This window comes from Candidatus Poriferisocius sp. (assembly GCF_965219815.1).
Taxonomy (GTDB): domain Bacteria; phylum Actinomycetota; class Acidimicrobiia; order Acidimicrobiales; family Bin134; genus Poriferisocius.
On the sequence record NZ_OZ244791.1, the window covers coordinates 94,570 to 110,663 of the forward strand.

18 protein-coding genes and 1 tRNA gene are annotated in these 16,094 nt (G+C 64.8%); 7 read left to right on the plus strand and 12 right to left on the minus strand.

The window, feature by feature from the left end:
- Positions 1-60 precede the first annotated feature (60 nt).
- From ACOQPI_RS00435 to ACOQPI_RS00460, 6 genes are all read right to left on the minus strand, one after another.
- Positions 61-723: an arsenate reductase ArsC gene (locus ACOQPI_RS00435; RefSeq protein ID WP_420617760.1), complete on the minus strand. Its 663-nt coding sequence runs from the start codon at positions 721-723 to the stop codon at positions 61-63.
- A gap of 78 nt (positions 724-801) precedes the next feature.
- The gene (locus ACOQPI_RS00440) at positions 802-1,629 is read right to left on the minus strand and encodes an EamA family transporter (protein WP_420617761.1); all 828 of its coding nucleotides are present in this window, start codon (positions 1,627-1,629) and stop codon (positions 802-804) included.
- A 60-nt stretch (positions 1,630-1,689) separates the two neighbouring features.
- A complete protein-coding gene (locus ACOQPI_RS00445; RefSeq protein ID WP_420617762.1) occupies positions 1,690-3,000 on the minus strand; it encodes a serpin family protein in 1,311 nt (436 codons plus the stop codon).
- 23 nt (positions 3,001-3,023) lie between these two features.
- Entirely contained in the window at positions 3,024-3,821 is a 798-nt protein-coding gene (locus ACOQPI_RS00450; protein WP_420617763.1) for a sugar phosphate isomerase/epimerase family protein, read from the minus strand.
- Between the two features lie 2 nt (positions 3,822-3,823).
- Positions 3,824-3,897, minus strand: a tRNA-Gly gene (locus tag ACOQPI_RS00455).
- A 46-nt stretch (positions 3,898-3,943) separates the two neighbouring features.
- Positions 3,944-4,879: a zinc-binding dehydrogenase gene (locus ACOQPI_RS00460; protein WP_420617764.1), complete on the minus strand. Its 936-nt coding sequence runs from the start codon at positions 4,877-4,879 to the stop codon at positions 3,944-3,946.
- 75 nt (positions 4,880-4,954) lie between these two features.
- Between ACOQPI_RS00460 and ACOQPI_RS00465 the strand changes: the two genes are divergently transcribed.
- The 3 genes from ACOQPI_RS00465 (at position 4,955) to ACOQPI_RS00475 (ending at position 7,537) form a co-directional block, all read left to right on the plus strand.
- The gene (locus tag ACOQPI_RS00465) at positions 4,955-5,509 is read left to right on the plus strand and encodes an HD domain-containing protein (protein ID WP_420617765.1); all 555 of its coding nucleotides are present in this window, start codon (positions 4,955-4,957) and stop codon (positions 5,507-5,509) included.
- A complete protein-coding gene (gene dcd / locus ACOQPI_RS00470; RefSeq protein WP_420617766.1) occupies positions 5,506-6,066 on the plus strand; it encodes a dCTP deaminase in 561 nt (186 codons plus the stop codon). The genes ACOQPI_RS00465 and dcd overlap by 4 nt, the downstream gene beginning before the upstream one ends.
- A gap of 79 nt (positions 6,067-6,145) precedes the next feature.
- The gene (locus tag ACOQPI_RS00475) at positions 6,146-7,537 is read left to right on the plus strand and encodes an FAD-binding oxidoreductase (RefSeq protein ID WP_420617767.1); all 1,392 of its coding nucleotides are present in this window, start codon (positions 6,146-6,148) and stop codon (positions 7,535-7,537) included.
- Between the two features lie 11 nt (positions 7,538-7,548).
- On the opposite strand, the gene ACOQPI_RS00480 is transcribed toward ACOQPI_RS00475, so the two are convergent.
- The gene (locus ACOQPI_RS00480; RefSeq protein ID WP_420617768.1) at positions 7,549-8,328 is read right to left on the minus strand and encodes a polyphenol oxidase family protein; all 780 of its coding nucleotides are present in this window, start codon (positions 8,326-8,328) and stop codon (positions 7,549-7,551) included.
- A 64-nt stretch (positions 8,329-8,392) separates the two neighbouring features.
- Between ACOQPI_RS00480 and ACOQPI_RS00485 the strand changes: the two genes are divergently transcribed.
- On the plus strand, positions 8,393-9,394 hold the full coding sequence (locus ACOQPI_RS00485; RefSeq protein ID WP_419849214.1) for a queuosine salvage family protein: 1,002 nt from the start codon (positions 8,393-8,395) through the stop codon (positions 9,392-9,394).
- A gap of 72 nt (positions 9,395-9,466) precedes the next feature.
- Here the strand turns inward: ACOQPI_RS00485 and ACOQPI_RS00490 are convergent, their stop codons facing one another.
- Positions 9,467-10,249, minus strand: coding sequence for a PaaX family transcriptional regulator C-terminal domain-containing protein (locus ACOQPI_RS00490; RefSeq protein ID WP_420617769.1), 783 nt, complete (start codon positions 10,247-10,249; stop codon positions 9,467-9,469).
- 248 nt (positions 10,250-10,497) lie between these two features.
- Between ACOQPI_RS00490 and ACOQPI_RS00495 the strand changes: the two genes are divergently transcribed.
- Both ACOQPI_RS00495 and ACOQPI_RS00500 read left to right on the plus strand, forming a co-directional pair.
- Positions 10,498-11,595, plus strand: coding sequence for an aromatic ring-hydroxylating oxygenase subunit alpha (locus ACOQPI_RS00495; RefSeq protein WP_420617770.1), 1,098 nt, complete (start codon positions 10,498-10,500; stop codon positions 11,593-11,595).
- Positions 11,596-11,657: 62 nt separating this feature from the next.
- Positions 11,658-11,861: a hypothetical protein gene (locus tag ACOQPI_RS00500; RefSeq protein ID WP_419848053.1), complete on the plus strand. Its 204-nt coding sequence runs from the start codon at positions 11,658-11,660 to the stop codon at positions 11,859-11,861.
- A gap of 1 nt (position 11,862) precedes the next feature.
- Here the strand turns inward: ACOQPI_RS00500 and ACOQPI_RS00505 are convergent, their stop codons facing one another.
- Positions 11,863-13,044 (minus strand): aminotransferase class V-fold PLP-dependent enzyme, encoded by a 1,182-nt coding sequence (locus ACOQPI_RS00505; protein WP_420617771.1) that lies wholly within the window; start codon positions 13,042-13,044, stop codon positions 11,863-11,865.
- A 93-nt stretch (positions 13,045-13,137) separates the two neighbouring features.
- Here ACOQPI_RS00505 and ACOQPI_RS00510 point away from each other — a divergent pair, with 93 nt between their 5' ends.
- Entirely contained in the window at positions 13,138-13,935 is a 798-nt protein-coding gene (locus tag ACOQPI_RS00510) for a hypothetical protein (protein WP_420617772.1), read from the plus strand.
- 112 nt (positions 13,936-14,047) lie between these two features.
- Here ACOQPI_RS00510 and ACOQPI_RS00515 read toward each other — a convergent pair whose 3' ends face one another.
- The 3 genes from ACOQPI_RS00515 to ACOQPI_RS00525 all read right to left on the minus strand — a co-directional run bounded on the left by ACOQPI_RS00515 (position 14,048) and on the right by ACOQPI_RS00525 (position 15,995).
- The gene (locus ACOQPI_RS00515; protein ID WP_420617773.1) at positions 14,048-14,692 is read right to left on the minus strand and encodes an anti-sigma factor; all 645 of its coding nucleotides are present in this window, start codon (positions 14,690-14,692) and stop codon (positions 14,048-14,050) included.
- The gene (locus tag ACOQPI_RS00520) at positions 14,685-15,230 is read right to left on the minus strand and encodes an RNA polymerase sigma factor (RefSeq protein ID WP_420617774.1); all 546 of its coding nucleotides are present in this window, start codon (positions 15,228-15,230) and stop codon (positions 14,685-14,687) included. Before ACOQPI_RS00520 ends, ACOQPI_RS00515 begins: the two co-directional genes overlap by 8 nt.
- 132 nt (positions 15,231-15,362) lie before the next feature.
- Complete coding sequence (locus ACOQPI_RS00525) at positions 15,363-15,995, minus strand: fasciclin domain-containing protein (RefSeq protein ID WP_420617775.1); 633 nt, start codon at positions 15,993-15,995, stop codon at positions 15,363-15,365.
- Positions 15,996-16,094: the final 99 nt, after the last annotated feature.

Genomic DNA, 16,094 nt, shown 5'->3' on the forward strand with positions numbered 1-16,094 from the left:
TGGTTTCGTTCCAACCTCGCACGACGGGTCGCGGGGGAGGGTCTTCGATCAGGGCAAGCGCTAGGAAACGGGGGTCAGCTCCAGAGTGGCCAACAGGGCCTGGACACGGCCCCTGATGTCGTCCCGAATGGGACGCACTGCCTCGATGGGTTGCCCGGAGGGGTCGTCCAACTCCCAGTCTTCGTAGCGCTTGCCGGGATAGATGGGGCAGGCATCACCGCAACCCATGCTCACGATCACATCGGCGGCTCGGGCGATCTCGTCGGTCCATGGCTTGGGGTACTCCTGGGAGACGTCGATGCCATCCTCGGCCATGGCCGCCACCACCACCTTGTTGGTGTCAAAACCGGGGTCGGAGCCGCCGGTGAACACGTCCACCCGGTCGCCAGCCAAATGACGCAGGTAGCCGGCGGCCATTTGGGAGCGCCCCGCGTTGTGGACGCACAGGAACAGCACGCCGGGCCGGTCCAAGGTGCCCACCTCCAAGCGGGCCAAAGCAACCAGCCGGTCGTGGGTGAATCGCTCGATCAGCACCGGCAACCAGGTGGCGAATTTGGCCCGGCTCTCCAGCCGGGTCTGCGAGTCGGTGATGTACCGCTCGATGGTCTCGGCGTTGAAGGTGCCCTCAAACTTGGTCTTCAGCCGTTGGGCAGCCTGCTTGATCAACAAGATCTGCTCAGTGGTCAGCTTGACCTGCGGCTCCAACGAAGACTGCTCATCCATCCAGGCATTCTCGCCTGCCCAATTGGAGGCCACTTGGAAACCAAGTGAACACTCCCTAGACCGAAGGTGAATTGTGGCCTAGCCGATGGTGATCAGGGTGGTGCCGGCCAGCACGGCGGCGATGCCCATGGCCTGCCACCAGCGCAGGGTGTCGTCGTCGAAGATTACGGCCATAGCGATGGTGACCACCGGGTAGAGCGAGCCAGCCACTGACACCTCCCCCACTGGGCCGCGCTGCACCCCCGCGATGAAAGACGCCATGCCCAAGCCGCCGGCGATGCCTCCGGCCAGGCCGGCCAGCCGCAGGAAGCGGGGCAGGATCTGGGGGATGCGCCTAGCCCGGGTGACCATCAGCATGAACACCAGGGCGGCGGCCCTCTGGGTGGCGGCGGGCCACATGCCGCTGTCCACGCTGGTTCGATCCAGTAACACGATGGCCGCGGTGAAGGCGAGACCGCCGAGGATGGCGTAGGCGATGCCTGTGCCGACGTTTGTCACGGTCTGGGGCACGATCACGGCCAAAAGCAACCCGGCCACGGCCACCGCGATGCCGATGTTGGCCGCCAGAGTGGGGCGTTCGCCGGTGGCCAGCCCATAGATCAGCGGCCCCAACGATGTGAACGCGGCCACGATCGGCGAGGCGATGGCCGACGAGGATACGGCCAAGCTGTGCCACATAGCCGAGAGGGCGATGGCGATGAGTGCCCCCGAGGCCGCCCCCAGCAGCAAGTCGGCCGCGGTGATGGCACTGGGCACAATCACTAGCAGCACCATCGTGATGCCCAGCCCGCCCACGAACGCGGTGCCCACCGTGGTCATGGCCTGGGCGCGCCGACTGCAATATCGCCCGAAGTAATCGGAAACGCCGATCAGCCCCGACGCCAAAGCCCCCAGCAACACCGGCATGCCCCCCGCACGCTAGTGGCCGGAATGCGAAGATGACGCGCCGGGACCGGGTCTGGATGACTACGCGGCGGGGTTGACGAGGCGGCCTACGAACAAGAGTGCGCCGGTTTCTTGGTGGGTTATGGCCCAGAGGAAGGGGCGATCAGCGACGACGGTGAGATCGGGCTCGGGAGGCGCAGACTCGACGAAGGCCGCAGCAGTAGCGGCGGCGGCTTCGGTGCCCTTCTCGTCCACAATCACCTTGGCACCGTGAAGGGCGGCGGTGATGAAGATACCGGGGGCAATGCCGTCGAAACCTGCGCCAGCGCAGAATCCGAGCGGACAGAGCCATTCGAACAGATCAGTGGGCGGAAGGGTCTGCTCCCATTTGGGCATGGTGACATGGACCAATCCCTCTTGCGCCATATCGGCCAGCCCCGTTAGGGCTTCGGCGTTGAGGGAATCCTCGACAGCGGCGAGTCCGACGAGTTCGTGGGGGACGATAAGCCACATGGCCAATTCACCCCCCTGATAGGGGAGTTCCACCGCATCGGCGTGGATAAATCGGACAAAACGACGTTCAATGGGGTCGTAGTCGCGCATGAACGGCGCCGCCACTTGCTGGCCGTCGGCGGTGGTGAACTCGTCAACCCGGGTGAAGTCGGCCAAGAAGGGCACCAGCCAGTCGGCCTTCAGATAAACGGTGTTCACCAAGATCAGCTTCTGGTTCCTGACCGAGTTCTCATTGACGATGGTGGGAACAAGCCCGCGGGTGCGTTCCGACACCCAGCCGTTGATGGCACTTGCTGCATTACCGGCATCAGCAGTGTCGACTGGTTGGATGGCCGCTCCATAATGGGCTGAGGCGATGTCAATGAAGGCCGACAGTGGCAGGAACTCGTCATCAGGAAAGAGCCGATTGGCCACTTCCAAAGTGATGGGATCGGCCGATGCCTCCGCCAATCGGAGAGAGACGGCGTTGGCGGCACTGTGGATGCCCATCTCCGGAAACCCAAAGATTCTGTCAAGTGTTTCCCCGGAATCAGCCGATGCTCCGGCCCGGCTGAGGCTGAATGCGATGCCAATGCTCATCGGGCTGGATACGGCGTTTCCCTCTAGATGTCGGTGGAAGTCCCATCCGGCGGCGTTGAGTCCGGCTACCCACTCGCTTGCGGGGGCTCCCGGATCAACGGGCAGACGAGCAACGGTCGGCGGCAACGCGGTCGATACCGCGGGCTCAGGGGCGATGGTTGCGGTGGCAGAAACTTCAGGGGTCGCGGTTGGAGGTGATGCTCTCGTCGTGTCTGTTGAACCGCAGGCCAGCGCGATAGAGCCGAGCACGACAATCAAACCGATCAGCTTCGCCATGCTTGTTTGACGCCCCAGACCCATCACTGGTTCCCTGGGGTTGGGAATTAGAGCGCTGCTCGCAGGGCCACAAGGTCGCGTTGGGCGGACTGAAGGATGTAAGCCGGATTGTCGAATTCGGCGTCGTCGCGGCCGAAGCCCCACATGCCGTGGGAGAACTCGATGGTCCAGGTGGCTTCAGGGGAGGCGGTGCTTATGGCTTCGGCGGCTGGCCGGAGCACTTCGCTCAATTCGGCGGCGCTGGTGGATTGAGGAACCTCCGCCACCTGAACGTGAACGTGGCGTACCCGATCTCCGAGCACACCTAACGGCTCCGACCACTCGTCTCGGGCCATGGGGTGAACGTGGACAATGGCCCCCAAACGGTCGGCGTCGGCAACGGAGTCGAACATGTCGCGGGCCACTTTGGGATCTTCAGCCACCGTTCCAAAGTGGCATTCACACAGCAGCCGGGCGCTCTCGGGAACCTCGGCCTCGAACCGCCGGAGCCGTTCGGTGTAATCGGCGATGGAGTCGGGATCGCTGCCCACGTTGAACTTGACTCCTTGCGCTCCCACCCGCTCGATCCACGTCGCGGTCTCGGCTCGGTCGGCATCGTCGGGCTCGTCCCAACTGGTGTAGCAGCTCAGGATTCTTATGGGGATCTCCGAGGCCAGCAGCGCATCGAGTTCCTCATCGGGCACAGATCGGGCGTGGCGCTCCCACAACTCCAATCCGTCGAACCCAGCCTCGGCGATGTTCGCCAACCACTCGGATACCCGGGTGAGGGGGTGCCCGCCGGGCTCGGCCAAGCCCCAACGGTTCGGCTCGATGGCCACTGTGCCCAAATAGATCTGCCCCGTCATCGTGGAGCGGGTGACGAGAATCGAACTCGCGTCATCAGCTTGGGAAGCTGGGGTTCTACCACTGAACTACACCCGCAGGTGCCCGGCACTCTAGCCAACCAGGCGTAGTCGGTGCCTGTCGGTTAGGCAACGAGCACAACCTTGCCGAGCTTGCCGGGGACGGTGAAATACTCGTAGGCCGCAGGCGCTTCAGACAGAGGGAAGGTGCAGGCAAGGGGAACCCGGACTCGACCCGAATCCACCAACGGGAGCACGTGGTGCTCCACCTGCCGGGCGACGGCGGCCCGTTGCTCCAGGGGGCGGGGCCGCAAAGTGGAGGCAAAGAGCCGGAGCCGCTTGACCATGAGCAGTGCCAGATTCAGCGTGATCTCTGACCCCGCGCCCACGCCGATCACCACAATGCGCCCTTCGGTGGCCAGGGCTTTCAGGTTGGCGGGCCAGTTGGGGGCGCCAACAAGCTCGAGGAACACGTCGAACGGGCCGGCATCGATGAAGTCCGCTGGGTCGATGGCGTGCGCCCCCAATTCGGCTACCGAGTTGCGAGAGTCGGGGTTGCGCACAGTTGCGATCACCTGGGCACCGGCGGCCGAGGCGAGCTGCACGGCGGCCACGCCCACCCCGCCGGCCGCGCCGTGGATACACACCCGCTCCCCCATGGCCAGGCCGGCCTGGGTGAACAGGGCATCGTGGGCGGTTGCGAACACCTCGGGGAATCCCCCGGCGCCCTCCCAGTCCATCGACTGGGGCACCGGCATGGCCAACGGCTCGTCCACCACGCAAAGCTCAGCCTGGCCTCCTCCCTGGACCACCGCCATGACCCGGTCGCCCACCGAGTACCGCTGGCAGCCCGGACCGGTGGCCACCACCTCGCCAGCCATTTCCAGCCCTCCGGTGGTCGGCGCCCCGGGCGGCGGGGGATATCCGCCTCGGGCCTGGGTTATATCGGCCCCGTTCAGTCCTGCGGCCCGAACCGCAACCAGCAGCTGCCGGTGGCCTGGTTCCGGGTCGTCTACCTCGCCGATCGTCGCTTGGCCATCCTCAAATACCACCGCTCGCATCAGCCCTGCAATGTAGTGGTCAAAACGGCCAATTGCGGGGGTGTCGTTGTGACATCCATGTCGTAGGCTTCGGGCATGGCCACGCTGACTCAAGCCACGTTCACCCGCATGGACGAGTCCACTGCTGAGGACTGGGCGGCAAGCGTCCCAGCCCACCAATACCTCGAAGAGCGGATAGCCGACCGGGTGTTGCGAGAGCTTCAGGATCTGGCCTCCGGCCCCCAGGGGTTCGCCGTCGACCGGCTGACCCACAGCATCCAGACCGCTCACCGGGCCGAGAAAGCTGGGCGGGACGACGAATATCTGGTGTGCGCGCTAGTCCACGACATCGGCGACCTGCTCACCCCCCACAACCACCCCGATCTGGCCGCGGCCATCCTCAAGCCGTTCGTATCGGAAGCCAATCTGTGGATGGTGCAGATGCACGGTGTTTTCCAGGGCTACTACTTCTGGCACCACGTAGGCCTGGACCGCAACAGCCGCGACGCCTACACCGACCACCCCCACTACGACCGCTGCGCCGAGTTCTGCGCCGAGTACGACATGCCTGCGTTCGACCCCTCCTACCCCACGCCACCGCTTGAGCACTACGAGCCGCTGGTTCGCAGCTTCTTCGCCTCCAAAGCGTGATCCTCTCCGACGTATCCATCCGCAAGGAACTGGAGGCGGGCCGCATCGAGATCGAGCCGCTGGCCGACGGCGCCATCCAACCCTCGTCGGTCGACCTGCGCATCGACCGGCACTTCCGGGTGTTCCGCAATCACACCGAGGGGCTCATCGACGTCAAGAAGAACATGGACGCCCTCACCGAGCCAGTAGAGATCGAACCCGACGGGGTGTTCATCCTTCATCCCGGCGAGTTCGTGCTGGGATCCACCCTGGAGCGGGTTCGAATCCCCGACGACCTGGTGGCCCGGCTGGAGGGGAAGTCGTCGCTCGGCCGTCTCGGGCTGCTGATCCACTCCACCGCCGGGTTTGTGGACGCCGGGTGGAACGGCCGCCTCACCTTGGAGCTCTCCAACGTGGCCACCCTGCCCATCACCCTGTACGCCGGGATGAAGATCGGCCAGATCTCCTTCATCCGCATGACCACCCCCGCCGAGAACCCCTACGGCTCTTCCGAGGCCGGTTCCAAATACCAAGATCAAGCCGGCCCCATTCCTTCCCGCTACTGGAAGAACTGGTAGGAACATCGCTGTCTGGCATCATCCGTTTTGAGCCGATGCCGCTTTGGTTGATCAGTCGGCAATTCAAGGGAGACGCCTGATGACGCTGATCGACGAGCTCGCTGAACTGCTGGGCGATGGTCTCCTTCTCGACGACGATGCCCGCAAAAGTCGAGCCCGCGATACCTGGCCCCGCTCGGAGTTCGACCAGTGGCAGGGGCAGTTGCAATTGCCCAAGGCAGTGGCGATGCCGCCGACAGCTGAACAAGTGGCTGCGACCGTGCAGTTGTGCCGGACCCACGGGGTACCCATGATTCCCCGGGGCGCCGGATCGGGCTGCGTGGGGGGCGTTTTGGCGTCGCCCGACTCGGTGGTGATCAGCACCGAGCGCTTGAGCGGGATGCGGTGGCTCGACTTGGTGGACGGCCTCGCGGCATTCGGAGCGGGCACGATGGGGATCGACGCCGAGAACCGGGTACGGGAAGACGGCTTCACCATCGGTCACTGGCCCCAGTCGATCGAGGTGTCCTCGGTGGGCGGGTGGGTAGCCACCCGGGCGTCGGGCCAGTACTCCACCGCCTACGGCAACATCGAGGACATCGTCTACTCGGTGGAGGCCGTGCTGCCCGACGGGTCGCTCTATCGGTCGCGGCCCACTCCCCGAGCGTCGGCTGGCCCCGATCTGCGCCAGCTGCTGCTGGGCAGCGAGGGCACGCTCGGGATCATCACCGAAGTGACCTTCTCGCTCCGCCCGCTTCCCGACCCTGGGGTGCGCCAGGCGTTCCACTTCGAGGACATGAGCGCGGGAATCGACGCGGTGCGCAGCGTGATCGTGCCCGGTTGGCGACCCCCGGTAGTGCGCCTCTACGACGCTGGCGAGACACGCCGCCACTTCCGCGACCACGTGCCCAAGGGGCGCTGCGTGGCCATCTTTCTGCACGAGGGACCGCCCGGGCACGCGGAGTTGGAGGCCGCCGCGGTGGCAGAGCTTTGCCGGGCGGGAGGAGGCGAGCCAGCCGACTCAGGAGCGGTGGACCACTGGTTCGAGCACCGCAACACCGTGCCCACTTGGACCGAACTCTTCGAGCAGGGCCTGGTGGCCGACACCATCGAGGTGGCCACCGGCTGGCGCCACCTGGCCCGGCTCTACACCGCGGTCGTCGAGGCCGTCAGAGCGGTGCCCACGGTGATCGCGGCCACGGCCCACACCTCCCACGCCTACCAATCCGGGGCCAACCTCTACTTCACCTTCGCCGCCCAGCCGTCTGATCCCGACGAATACCAGTTGGTCTACGACGCCTGCTGGACCGCCGCCATGGGGGCGGCTGTCGACTGCGGCGCCGGAATCGCCCACCACCACGGCATCGGCCGAGTCCGCCGCCCATGGATGGCCGACGAACTGGGAGACGCCGGCGTCGATGTACTGCGAGCTGTCAAACAGGCTCTGGACCCGCAAGATCTCATGAACCCCGGGGTCTTGATCCCCGACTGAAGATCAACCACCTACGCCGACCGCAGCATGGCTACGCCCATGCATCGACCCGCCTGGCCGGACTGACCGCGATGGGAGAAGAAGCGCCGGGCGTCCAGCGTGTCCATCCGACAGTCTTCAATGTTCTTGAGCCATACACCGGCGTCGAGCAATTGCTGTTTGACCATGAACGGGATGTCGAGATGGGGCTTATCGCCAGCGTCGTAAAGAACCGCCGGTTGCTGATGGAACTCCCCTTCGGCCTGCATGGCTTCGTTCATAGAGACTTCGAGGGAGAGCGGTTGCAGGCATGGACCGATTCCGGCCTTGATATCCCGTGGTCGACTGCCGAACTCCCGAGCCATGGTCTCGACAGTCTTCTGGGCGATGCGCCCGATCGCCCCGCGCCATCCCACGTGAACGATTCCGATGGCCGGTTGAGTCGGGTCGTAGAGCACCACCGGCGCACAGTCGGCCATCAGAACGGCCACCGGGATATTCGGCGTGCTGGTTACCAGCGCATCGCAGGCGGCCACCCCTAATTCCGCCGAATCGGCCCCCCGACCCCTGTCCTGTTCGCCGACAACCTTGATCCGAACCCCATGCACCTGGCGGGGCACCACCAAGTCTCGGAAGTCGAAGCCGAGGCTGTCGCCCGCGACCTTGCGGTTGGCGACAACGCGCGCCGTGTCGTCCCCCACTTCAAAGCTCAGGTTCAGGCTGGCCAGATCACCCGTACTCACCCCACCGTCACGGCCCGTAACCGCGGCCAGCGCCTGATCACTGTCGAAGCTAAACCTGATTGCATCCATTCGCGTTCCTCACGACGAACCAGTCAAAATCGTACGGCAAGTGGTACTTCGACAGGAGAAGAACGTGCACGATTCCCCAGTGTGGTCCTCGCCGGTCTTGCGGTCGGTGCGCGGGGTGGTCGAGCGCTCCCGACACGTTCGCACATCGGTCGAGGCCATCGAGCAAGTGGCTTCTTGGATGGCCTACGAGGAGTTCGCCTTCCCGTCTGGCGCGGTCGACGGAGCAATCAGTAGCCGGACCGACCCGGCGGAGATCATTGATGTTTCGTTCTTCTATGCGGTAATGAACTTCGCCTTCACCGACTTTGACTCTGGGGTGAAGTTCGCCGCCGATCATCGGGGTCGGACCTGGTCGGACAGCGAGGGCATGTTCGCTTGCGTTGCCCAGGCGTTGGACGATGGCGTGCCGCTGACCGACGGGGCCTACCTGGCCGAGATCAGTCGAGCCGAACTAAGCCGAGTGTTCACCGGGAATATCGAGATCCCCATGCTCGATGAGCGGGTCGAAATCCTCAACGCGGCGGGCCAAGTTCTGGCCGAGCGCTATGGCGGCAGCGCCCACCGGTTCGTGGCCGACTGCGCGCCCGCCATGTACGCCGCGGGCAACGGTCTGATGGAGCGGCTCGTGGCCGAGTTCCCCCGGTTCAACGATGTCAGCACCCACGATGGCCATGAGGTGCAGTTGCACAAGCTGGCCCAGCTCTGGCTGTGGCAACTGCACATGGCACTGGCCCGCGAAGGCGCCTTCGCGGTCGCCGATCTGGATCGGATGACCGCGTTCGCCGACTACATCGTCCCCGTCGCCCTGCGGCTCATGGACATCCTGTCCTACTCCGCAGAACTGGAAACTGCCATCAACAGAGGCGACCTGATCGCCGCGGACAGCCCTGAAGAAGTGGAGATCCGGGCCCACACCCTCTATGCCACCGCCCTGCTCACCGACGCCATCAACCGGATCCGCCCACCGTCGCAGTCGCTGGTAGTCCCCCAGGTGGACTTTCGACTCTGGAAGGCCTACCACGCCACCTTCTGGCCCCACCACCTAACCCGCACCATCATGTACTGACCACTGGAGTCGAGGTCCTCGGGGTCTCAACAGCCCGAACACGCTCGGCGGATGTCATCAGCGCGGAGAGAGCTAGGAGCGGGTCGCTGCTGGAGGCAGTCTGGCCTGATAGGCGTTGGTGAGGCGGGGCCACCACCGATTCCAAAACGAACCAGACGTTTCGGCGAGGGCGCGATCAATCTCTTGGGTGTAGGACTGCATCAGCTGGGAATTGCGGAATAGCTCGCTATGGGTGCTGGCTGCGGAGTGCGCGGCCAAGAAGGCCTGACGGGCTTCGGTGCCGGACCATCGGTCGGGAAGGAGTTCGGACGGCAAGAGCGGATCATCGCGCATGACCGCTTCGGTGGCGACGATTGCCGAGACCATAGAAGCGGCGACTTGATCGCCGTTCGTTGCTGGGGCTTGCTCGGCTATGGACTCCAATTGCCGACCAACTGCGTCGTAACGTCCGGCGAGGTCGGCCAACGGCCAAAGCCGCTCGACAAGATGTTCATCGGAAAGTTCCTCCCCGACTCGGATCGTTCGGGTGGCGAAAGTCGTCACGGCGTCGGACACCTCGAGGTGATCGGCGAGCTGGAAGACGAAGTCAGTCAGATCGTGGGCGTGGACGTAGAGCCCCGACTGGACAGGGGCAGCCCCAAACTCGACCAGCAGGTTGCGAATCGCATCGCGGGCCCCCCGACGCCTCTCTGGAATCCCGAACCCGACCAGCCGCCAATACCGATCCCAGGGTTCGAGTCCGGCATCGACTCGATGCGCAAAGGCTGACCAGCCAAGATCCACATCGAGCTCGGCCCGTCCCGCATCGGTCACCCAATATTCCGCCGAGCGGCCCCGACCCCCGGATTGAGTCAACAGACCCTCCCTGACAACCCGGCCGAGACAGTCGCGCATTGCCTTGTCGGAATGGCCAAGCAGGGAGGCCATCGCAAACAAGGGGCCTGCTGACACCTGTCCGTCTTGGCCAATCCCCGACAGGACAAGAGCACGAGTTGGAACAGAGCTCATAGGGCCACTGTGCTCCTCTCCCTCGGACCTGCCATGCTGTCGTATTTTATCAACGACCGTTGTATTTTTGCGACAACACCGCTACATTGCCCCCTGTGAGTTCCGCTGCACTGACGTTCGCCCCCGACCGTGCCCTGCCCAACATCGCCTATCGGGACCCTTCGTTCCTCCAGGCCGAGATGGACAGCATCTGGCACGGAGATTGGGTGTTCGTCACCACCGAGGATCATGTTGGCGCTCCAGGCGATCAGCTTCCGGTCATCATCGGCAACCAACCTGTCCTGTTGTGGCGCAATCAGCAGGGCGAGCTGGCGGCAATGTCGAACCTCTGCGCTCATCGGGGAACCCAGCTGGTTGATCGGCCGTCAAGTGCCAAGCGAATCCAGTGTCCGTACCATGCCTGGACCTATAGCGACGACGGTCGGCTGCTGTCGGTGCCGTTTGCGCCGAACGACGCCATCGACAAGGCAGCGCATTGCCTGCCGAAGTACCGAGTCGAGTCTTGGCACGGTTTGGTGTTCGTGAGCCTCAACCCCGACGTGGAGCCGCTTGCGGAGCGTTTCGCGGCCATCGAGCCCCACGTGGTCGCCCACGGGATCGACCAAATGGTCCACCGCTCAGATCAGCAAGACACGCAGGAGTGGGAATGCAACTGGAAGCTGGCGATTGTGAACGCAATGGAGAGCTACCACTTGTTCCAGGTCCACCCCAAAACGCTCGAGCCCTTCACGCCGACCAGGGACGCCTACTACATCGCAGGCTCGGCCAGGGCGACAGCCACCGGTGGCAAGGCGGAAAACCAGGACGACTACCTCCTGATCAGCCTGCCGCCCAACTTCGTGGGCGTGTTCAACTCCGGCGGCTTCTACTGGCAGACGGCCCACCCGATCGGCGCCCAACGCTGCGCCATCCGAACTGGCGGGGCTGTTGCCTCATCTACCGGAGCCCGCACCAGCGGTCGATTCAGGCGCTGGGCCAGCCAATTGGCCAGCAGTGCGGCGGCCTACTCACTGCCGGACTTCCTGCCCGAGGACAAAGCCATCTGCGAGAGAGGACAGCGTGGTGCCATCGGGGATTTTGAGCCCGGACGTCTCGTTCCCATTGAGCGGGTAGTGGCCGACTTCGGCCACTACGTCAATTGGCGGATCAACGGCATTGAGCCGCCCGCCGTCCACGCCGAGGAGATCCGGTGATCCCAAGTCCTGCACGACCAACCCAATCCCGATCCTTGCGGTTGTGGCCGACATGGACTGCGGTGGCCGCGGTGTGGGCCTTTTCGCTATCCAACCAGATTTGGCTCTTTGCCCTGCTGTTCTTGGCCTGGGCCGCATTCGACATCGTCACCGGCGAGAGCAGCTTCGTCCAGCGCGTCACCCGCCGCGAGCAACCGGGTACTTATTGGCTGGTGGTCTGTACCTGGGTCGTGTTGTCAGTTTTGTGGCTCATCTATCCGGGATAGGTCAGGCGCTGAGCTCGGCGAGGAGGGCGGTGGCCAGGGTTCGGTAGTGGGATTCCTCGTTGTAGAGGTGGGCGGAAATACGCAGCAGGCGCTCGGGCGGGTCGGGCCAGGCGAAGACCGGAACCAGGATGTTGTGCTTGTCGGCCAGCGCGTCCATGAGGGGGTCGAATATCTCTGATCCTGAATGGTCGGCGGGCGGGACAGGCACCGAGGCGATGGACCCGATCATGTCCTCTGGGGCTGGGGGATCGATCCCCAGGGCGTCGAGCAGGATTTCCCGACCGGTCAGGCATAGCTCCCGGGTCGTGGCCCGGACCCCGGGCCAGCCGTCGGGGTGCATGGCGGCCACCGCGTCCAGGGCGTCGGGCACCGTGAGCCAGGGGCTGGGATCCTGGGTTCCCGTCCAGTCAAACTGGGCATGGAAGTCGCTGCTGCTCGATGGCCAGCCGCCGTTGTAGCCGTGGCTGATGACCGGGGGGTACACCCCCTCTCGGCGGTCCTCCCGAACCCAGAGCAACGCCGCTCCCTTGGCCGCGCACATCCACTTGTGGCAGTTGGCGGTCACGTAGGAGACGCCCAAAGCAGAAACGTCGAAGTCGATCATGCCGGGGCCGTGGGCTGCGTCCACCAGCACTGCCACATCGGGCTCTAAGGCGGAGGCGAGATCGGCCACCGGCATCACCAGCCCCGTGGCCGAGGTCACCGCGTCGATCAGCAGGACGCGGGTGCGATCGGTGACGGCCCCGAGCACGGCATCGACGATCTGCTGGGAAGACTCCAGCGGGAACGGCGCCCGGGCGGTGACCACTTGGGCGCCGGTCCTCTCCGCCGAGACCACCACCGCGTTCACACAGGCGTTGTACTCGTGGTCGGTGACCAAGATCTCATCCCCAGGGGCGAGGCTCGGCTCCAGCGACCGCATCACCGCGTTCACGCCGGTGGTGGCGTTGTTCACGAACACCAGCCCCGCCTCATCGGCTCCCACGAAGTCGGCCACCACCCGGCGAGCCGAGTCCAACTCGTGCTGGTATTCGTCGCCGACGAAATACCTGGTGGGGTTGGCCTCCATGCGCCGGCGCACCCGCTCCTGGGCTTCCAGCACAGAAGCCGGCGTCGCACCGAACGACCCGTGGTTCAGATGCAGCACCCCGTCTTCAAGCAGCCACGGACTCACAGAAACCACCGCCGAACCCTACAACGGCGCTCAACGCGGCTATCCGGCATTTGCACAGCCCACACTCGCCCGTATCATGCGGCATCGACAGGAGGCGACGACATGTCTGATACGAACCTGGCCGTCGGCAGCCAGATCCATCTCGGTCACTCGATGATCACCTTCATCGAGCCGCATCGCGGCGAAGGGCTGCACGAGTACAACCGCTGGTACGAGCACGATCATGCCTATGCCGCCATGTTGGCCGCGCCGGGCTGCTTCGCGTACCGGCGCTACGTGGCCCCGAGGCGGCTGAAGGATCTGCGCTTCCCCGCCAACGGCGCGGTGGCCGAACCGGTAGACAACGGCTCGTTCATCGCCCTCTACTGGATGGAGGAGGGGCGAGACACAGACACCTTCGGCTACTCGTTCTCCGTCGGCCCCGACTTGTTCGCCGCGGGCCGGATGAACCCCAACCGCGACCACGTCAGCACCGCCGGCTACGACCTGGCCGGGTCCGTGGGACGAGGCCCAGCCCCTGTCCCACCCGAGATCGCCCTCGACCACCCTTACGAAGGGCTTGTCGTGGCCTGGATCAGAGGCGACGACACCGACTCGGTGCTGGCGACCGCAGCCGGACTACGAACGGGGCGCGACCTCGAGATGCTGGCTGAGGACAGCCCCATCGGCCAGATCATCGACTTCGCCCAAGTCAATAGAGAAGGCGGCATGCCGCCCCTCACCGGCGAGTACCCCGAGGTGATCCGCCTCTACTTCTGTGACCAAGACCCCGAGCACTGCTGGGACGCCTTCGCCACCCTCGCCGACGACGTCGCCGCCCAAGGCGCCCGCCTAGAACTAGCCGCTCCCTTCATCCCCACCATCCCCGGCACCACCCGCTACCTAGACGAACTCTGGTAGCCCTACCCGGGTTCTCAAGTGGCCCCTCGGCTACCACTGCCGGTGGTGGGTGGCAGATTCCTCTTCACAAGCCTTGTCCGGCGCTGAGTTCCGTTTGCTGTAGGACAGACCCTCAGGTGTCACGCAATGGGCCGCGCAGTATGGAGCGCCCCGAGTGGGTGGGGTCGCCGTCGCGGGGCTCGACGCTGATGTCCACGACGTAGTAGATGTCGGGGTCGTAGTCCGCTGGCACATCGAGGCCGCCGGGGTCATCGAATTCAACCAATCCAAGCGAGACTAGATCGGAGACACCGCCGTCGGGATCGGGTTGGATGAGCCAGACTTCGAGATCAGCGTCAGCGCCCGGGGCCGGGAGCGAATCGTTGAAGATCTCCACGGTGTGGCGGTCGCCGTGATCGACGAGGTTGGCGCTGGCGCTGGCTTCAGCTCCCATCGGGTCAAAACTGCCGGAATCGTGGACCAGGTCGGCGGTGGCGACCACCGGAGGGGAATCGTCGCGGGTGAGGGTGACCGCGCTGGTCACCCCCGCTGCTACGAGTATGACCGCTGCCGCGGCCAAGGCGATCCGCCGGATTCTGCGGCGCCGCGACTGAAGGTCAACGACGGCGCCAGACGCGTCCGCCGATTCGCCGACCTCCGATTGGATGGCTTCCCATACCGCAGGAGGGGGTTCTAGCAATTCCATCTCGTCGGCATCGAGGCCGCGCAGGATCGCCTCGATTTCCGGATCGCCGCGTCCGAATTGCTCGTCACTCATCGGTCGTCTCCAACTGGCGCCGAATTCTCGATATGCCCCGGCGCAGGTCGCTCTTGACCGTGCCGACCGGCACCGAGAGCTGCTCGGCAATCTGGTGGTGCGTGAGGCCGTCGAAATAGTGCATGGCGATTACCTGCCGGGGCCGGTCGGGAAGCCATCGCAGTGCGTCGGTGACCAGCAGTCGGTCGCCTACTACGTCGATCTGTGATTCGGTGGCGAACTCTCCCGGATCTAGCTCAGATCGGCGCTTGGCGTGCCGCTGCTCGGCGCGGACATTGTCGACTATCCGGTTTTTGGCGATGGCTATCAGCCACCCGGCAAGGCTTCCCTTTTCCGGGTTGAATCGACCGCGGCTCCGCCACGCGCTGATGAACACCTCCTGGGTTGCGTCTTCGGCGCGGTCGGCTCCCAGGGTTCGGCGGCAAAATGTGTAGATCAGGCTGCCGTACATCTCGTATGCAGCCTTGAGGGCATCCTCGCTTCCCTGCTCGAACACCTGCTCCACGCATTCCACCGTCATGCTCGTGGAAGCAGGCACACCAGGAGAATAGCGGCTGGCCAGGACGTGCATATTGGCATGGCTAATGCCGGGGATGACGCCGGGCTGTGCGAGCTGCGGCGGGCGGGCGCAGGAGGGGTATTCCGCGCCCGCCCGCCGAAACTGGCTTCACTACCGAAGAGAAGGCGGTATGAGGACTTTGTCGATGACGTGGATGATGCCGTTGGATGCCTCGATGTCGGCGGTCACCACGGTGGCGTCGTTGACCATCACCGAGCCGCCGTCCACGGTGATCTGCACGTCTTCTCCCCCCACGGTGGCGACGCTTTGGCCGTCGAGGCCCAACACCACCTCCGCCGGCGCGGCCACCGGCAGCACGTGATAGGTCAACACCGCGGTCAGCAGATCAACATCGCCCAACAACTCCTCAGCCGACAAGCCCAGCGCCGCCAGCGCCGCCCCGAAAGCCTCCTCAGTGGGAGCGAACACCGTGAACGGACCCTCCCCGCTCAACGTCTCCACCAAACCCGCAGCCTGCACCGCAGCCACCAACGTCGGAAAAGCCCCCGACTCCACAGCCACCTCCACAATCGTCCCCGGCACCGCAGACTCCTCCACAGAGTCGTCCATCGGCTCCTCCGCAGGCTCCTCCGCGGTCTCCTCCACAGGCTCCTCCGCGGTCTCCTCGGGCGGGGCCGTAGAGGCAACGGGCGTTGCCGGCCCATCGTCGTCGTTGCCGCAGGCCACCGCGATCAGCGAGATGGCTAGCAGCGCTGCCAACAGGGTAAAGAGCTTCTTGGACATAGCTACCTCCGCGCCTTCGAACGCGCATTGGAACGCGTTTCGGAAACTTCATCCATACCTACGGAGCGAGAGACAGGTTTGGATGCAGTCAGGGCGCGA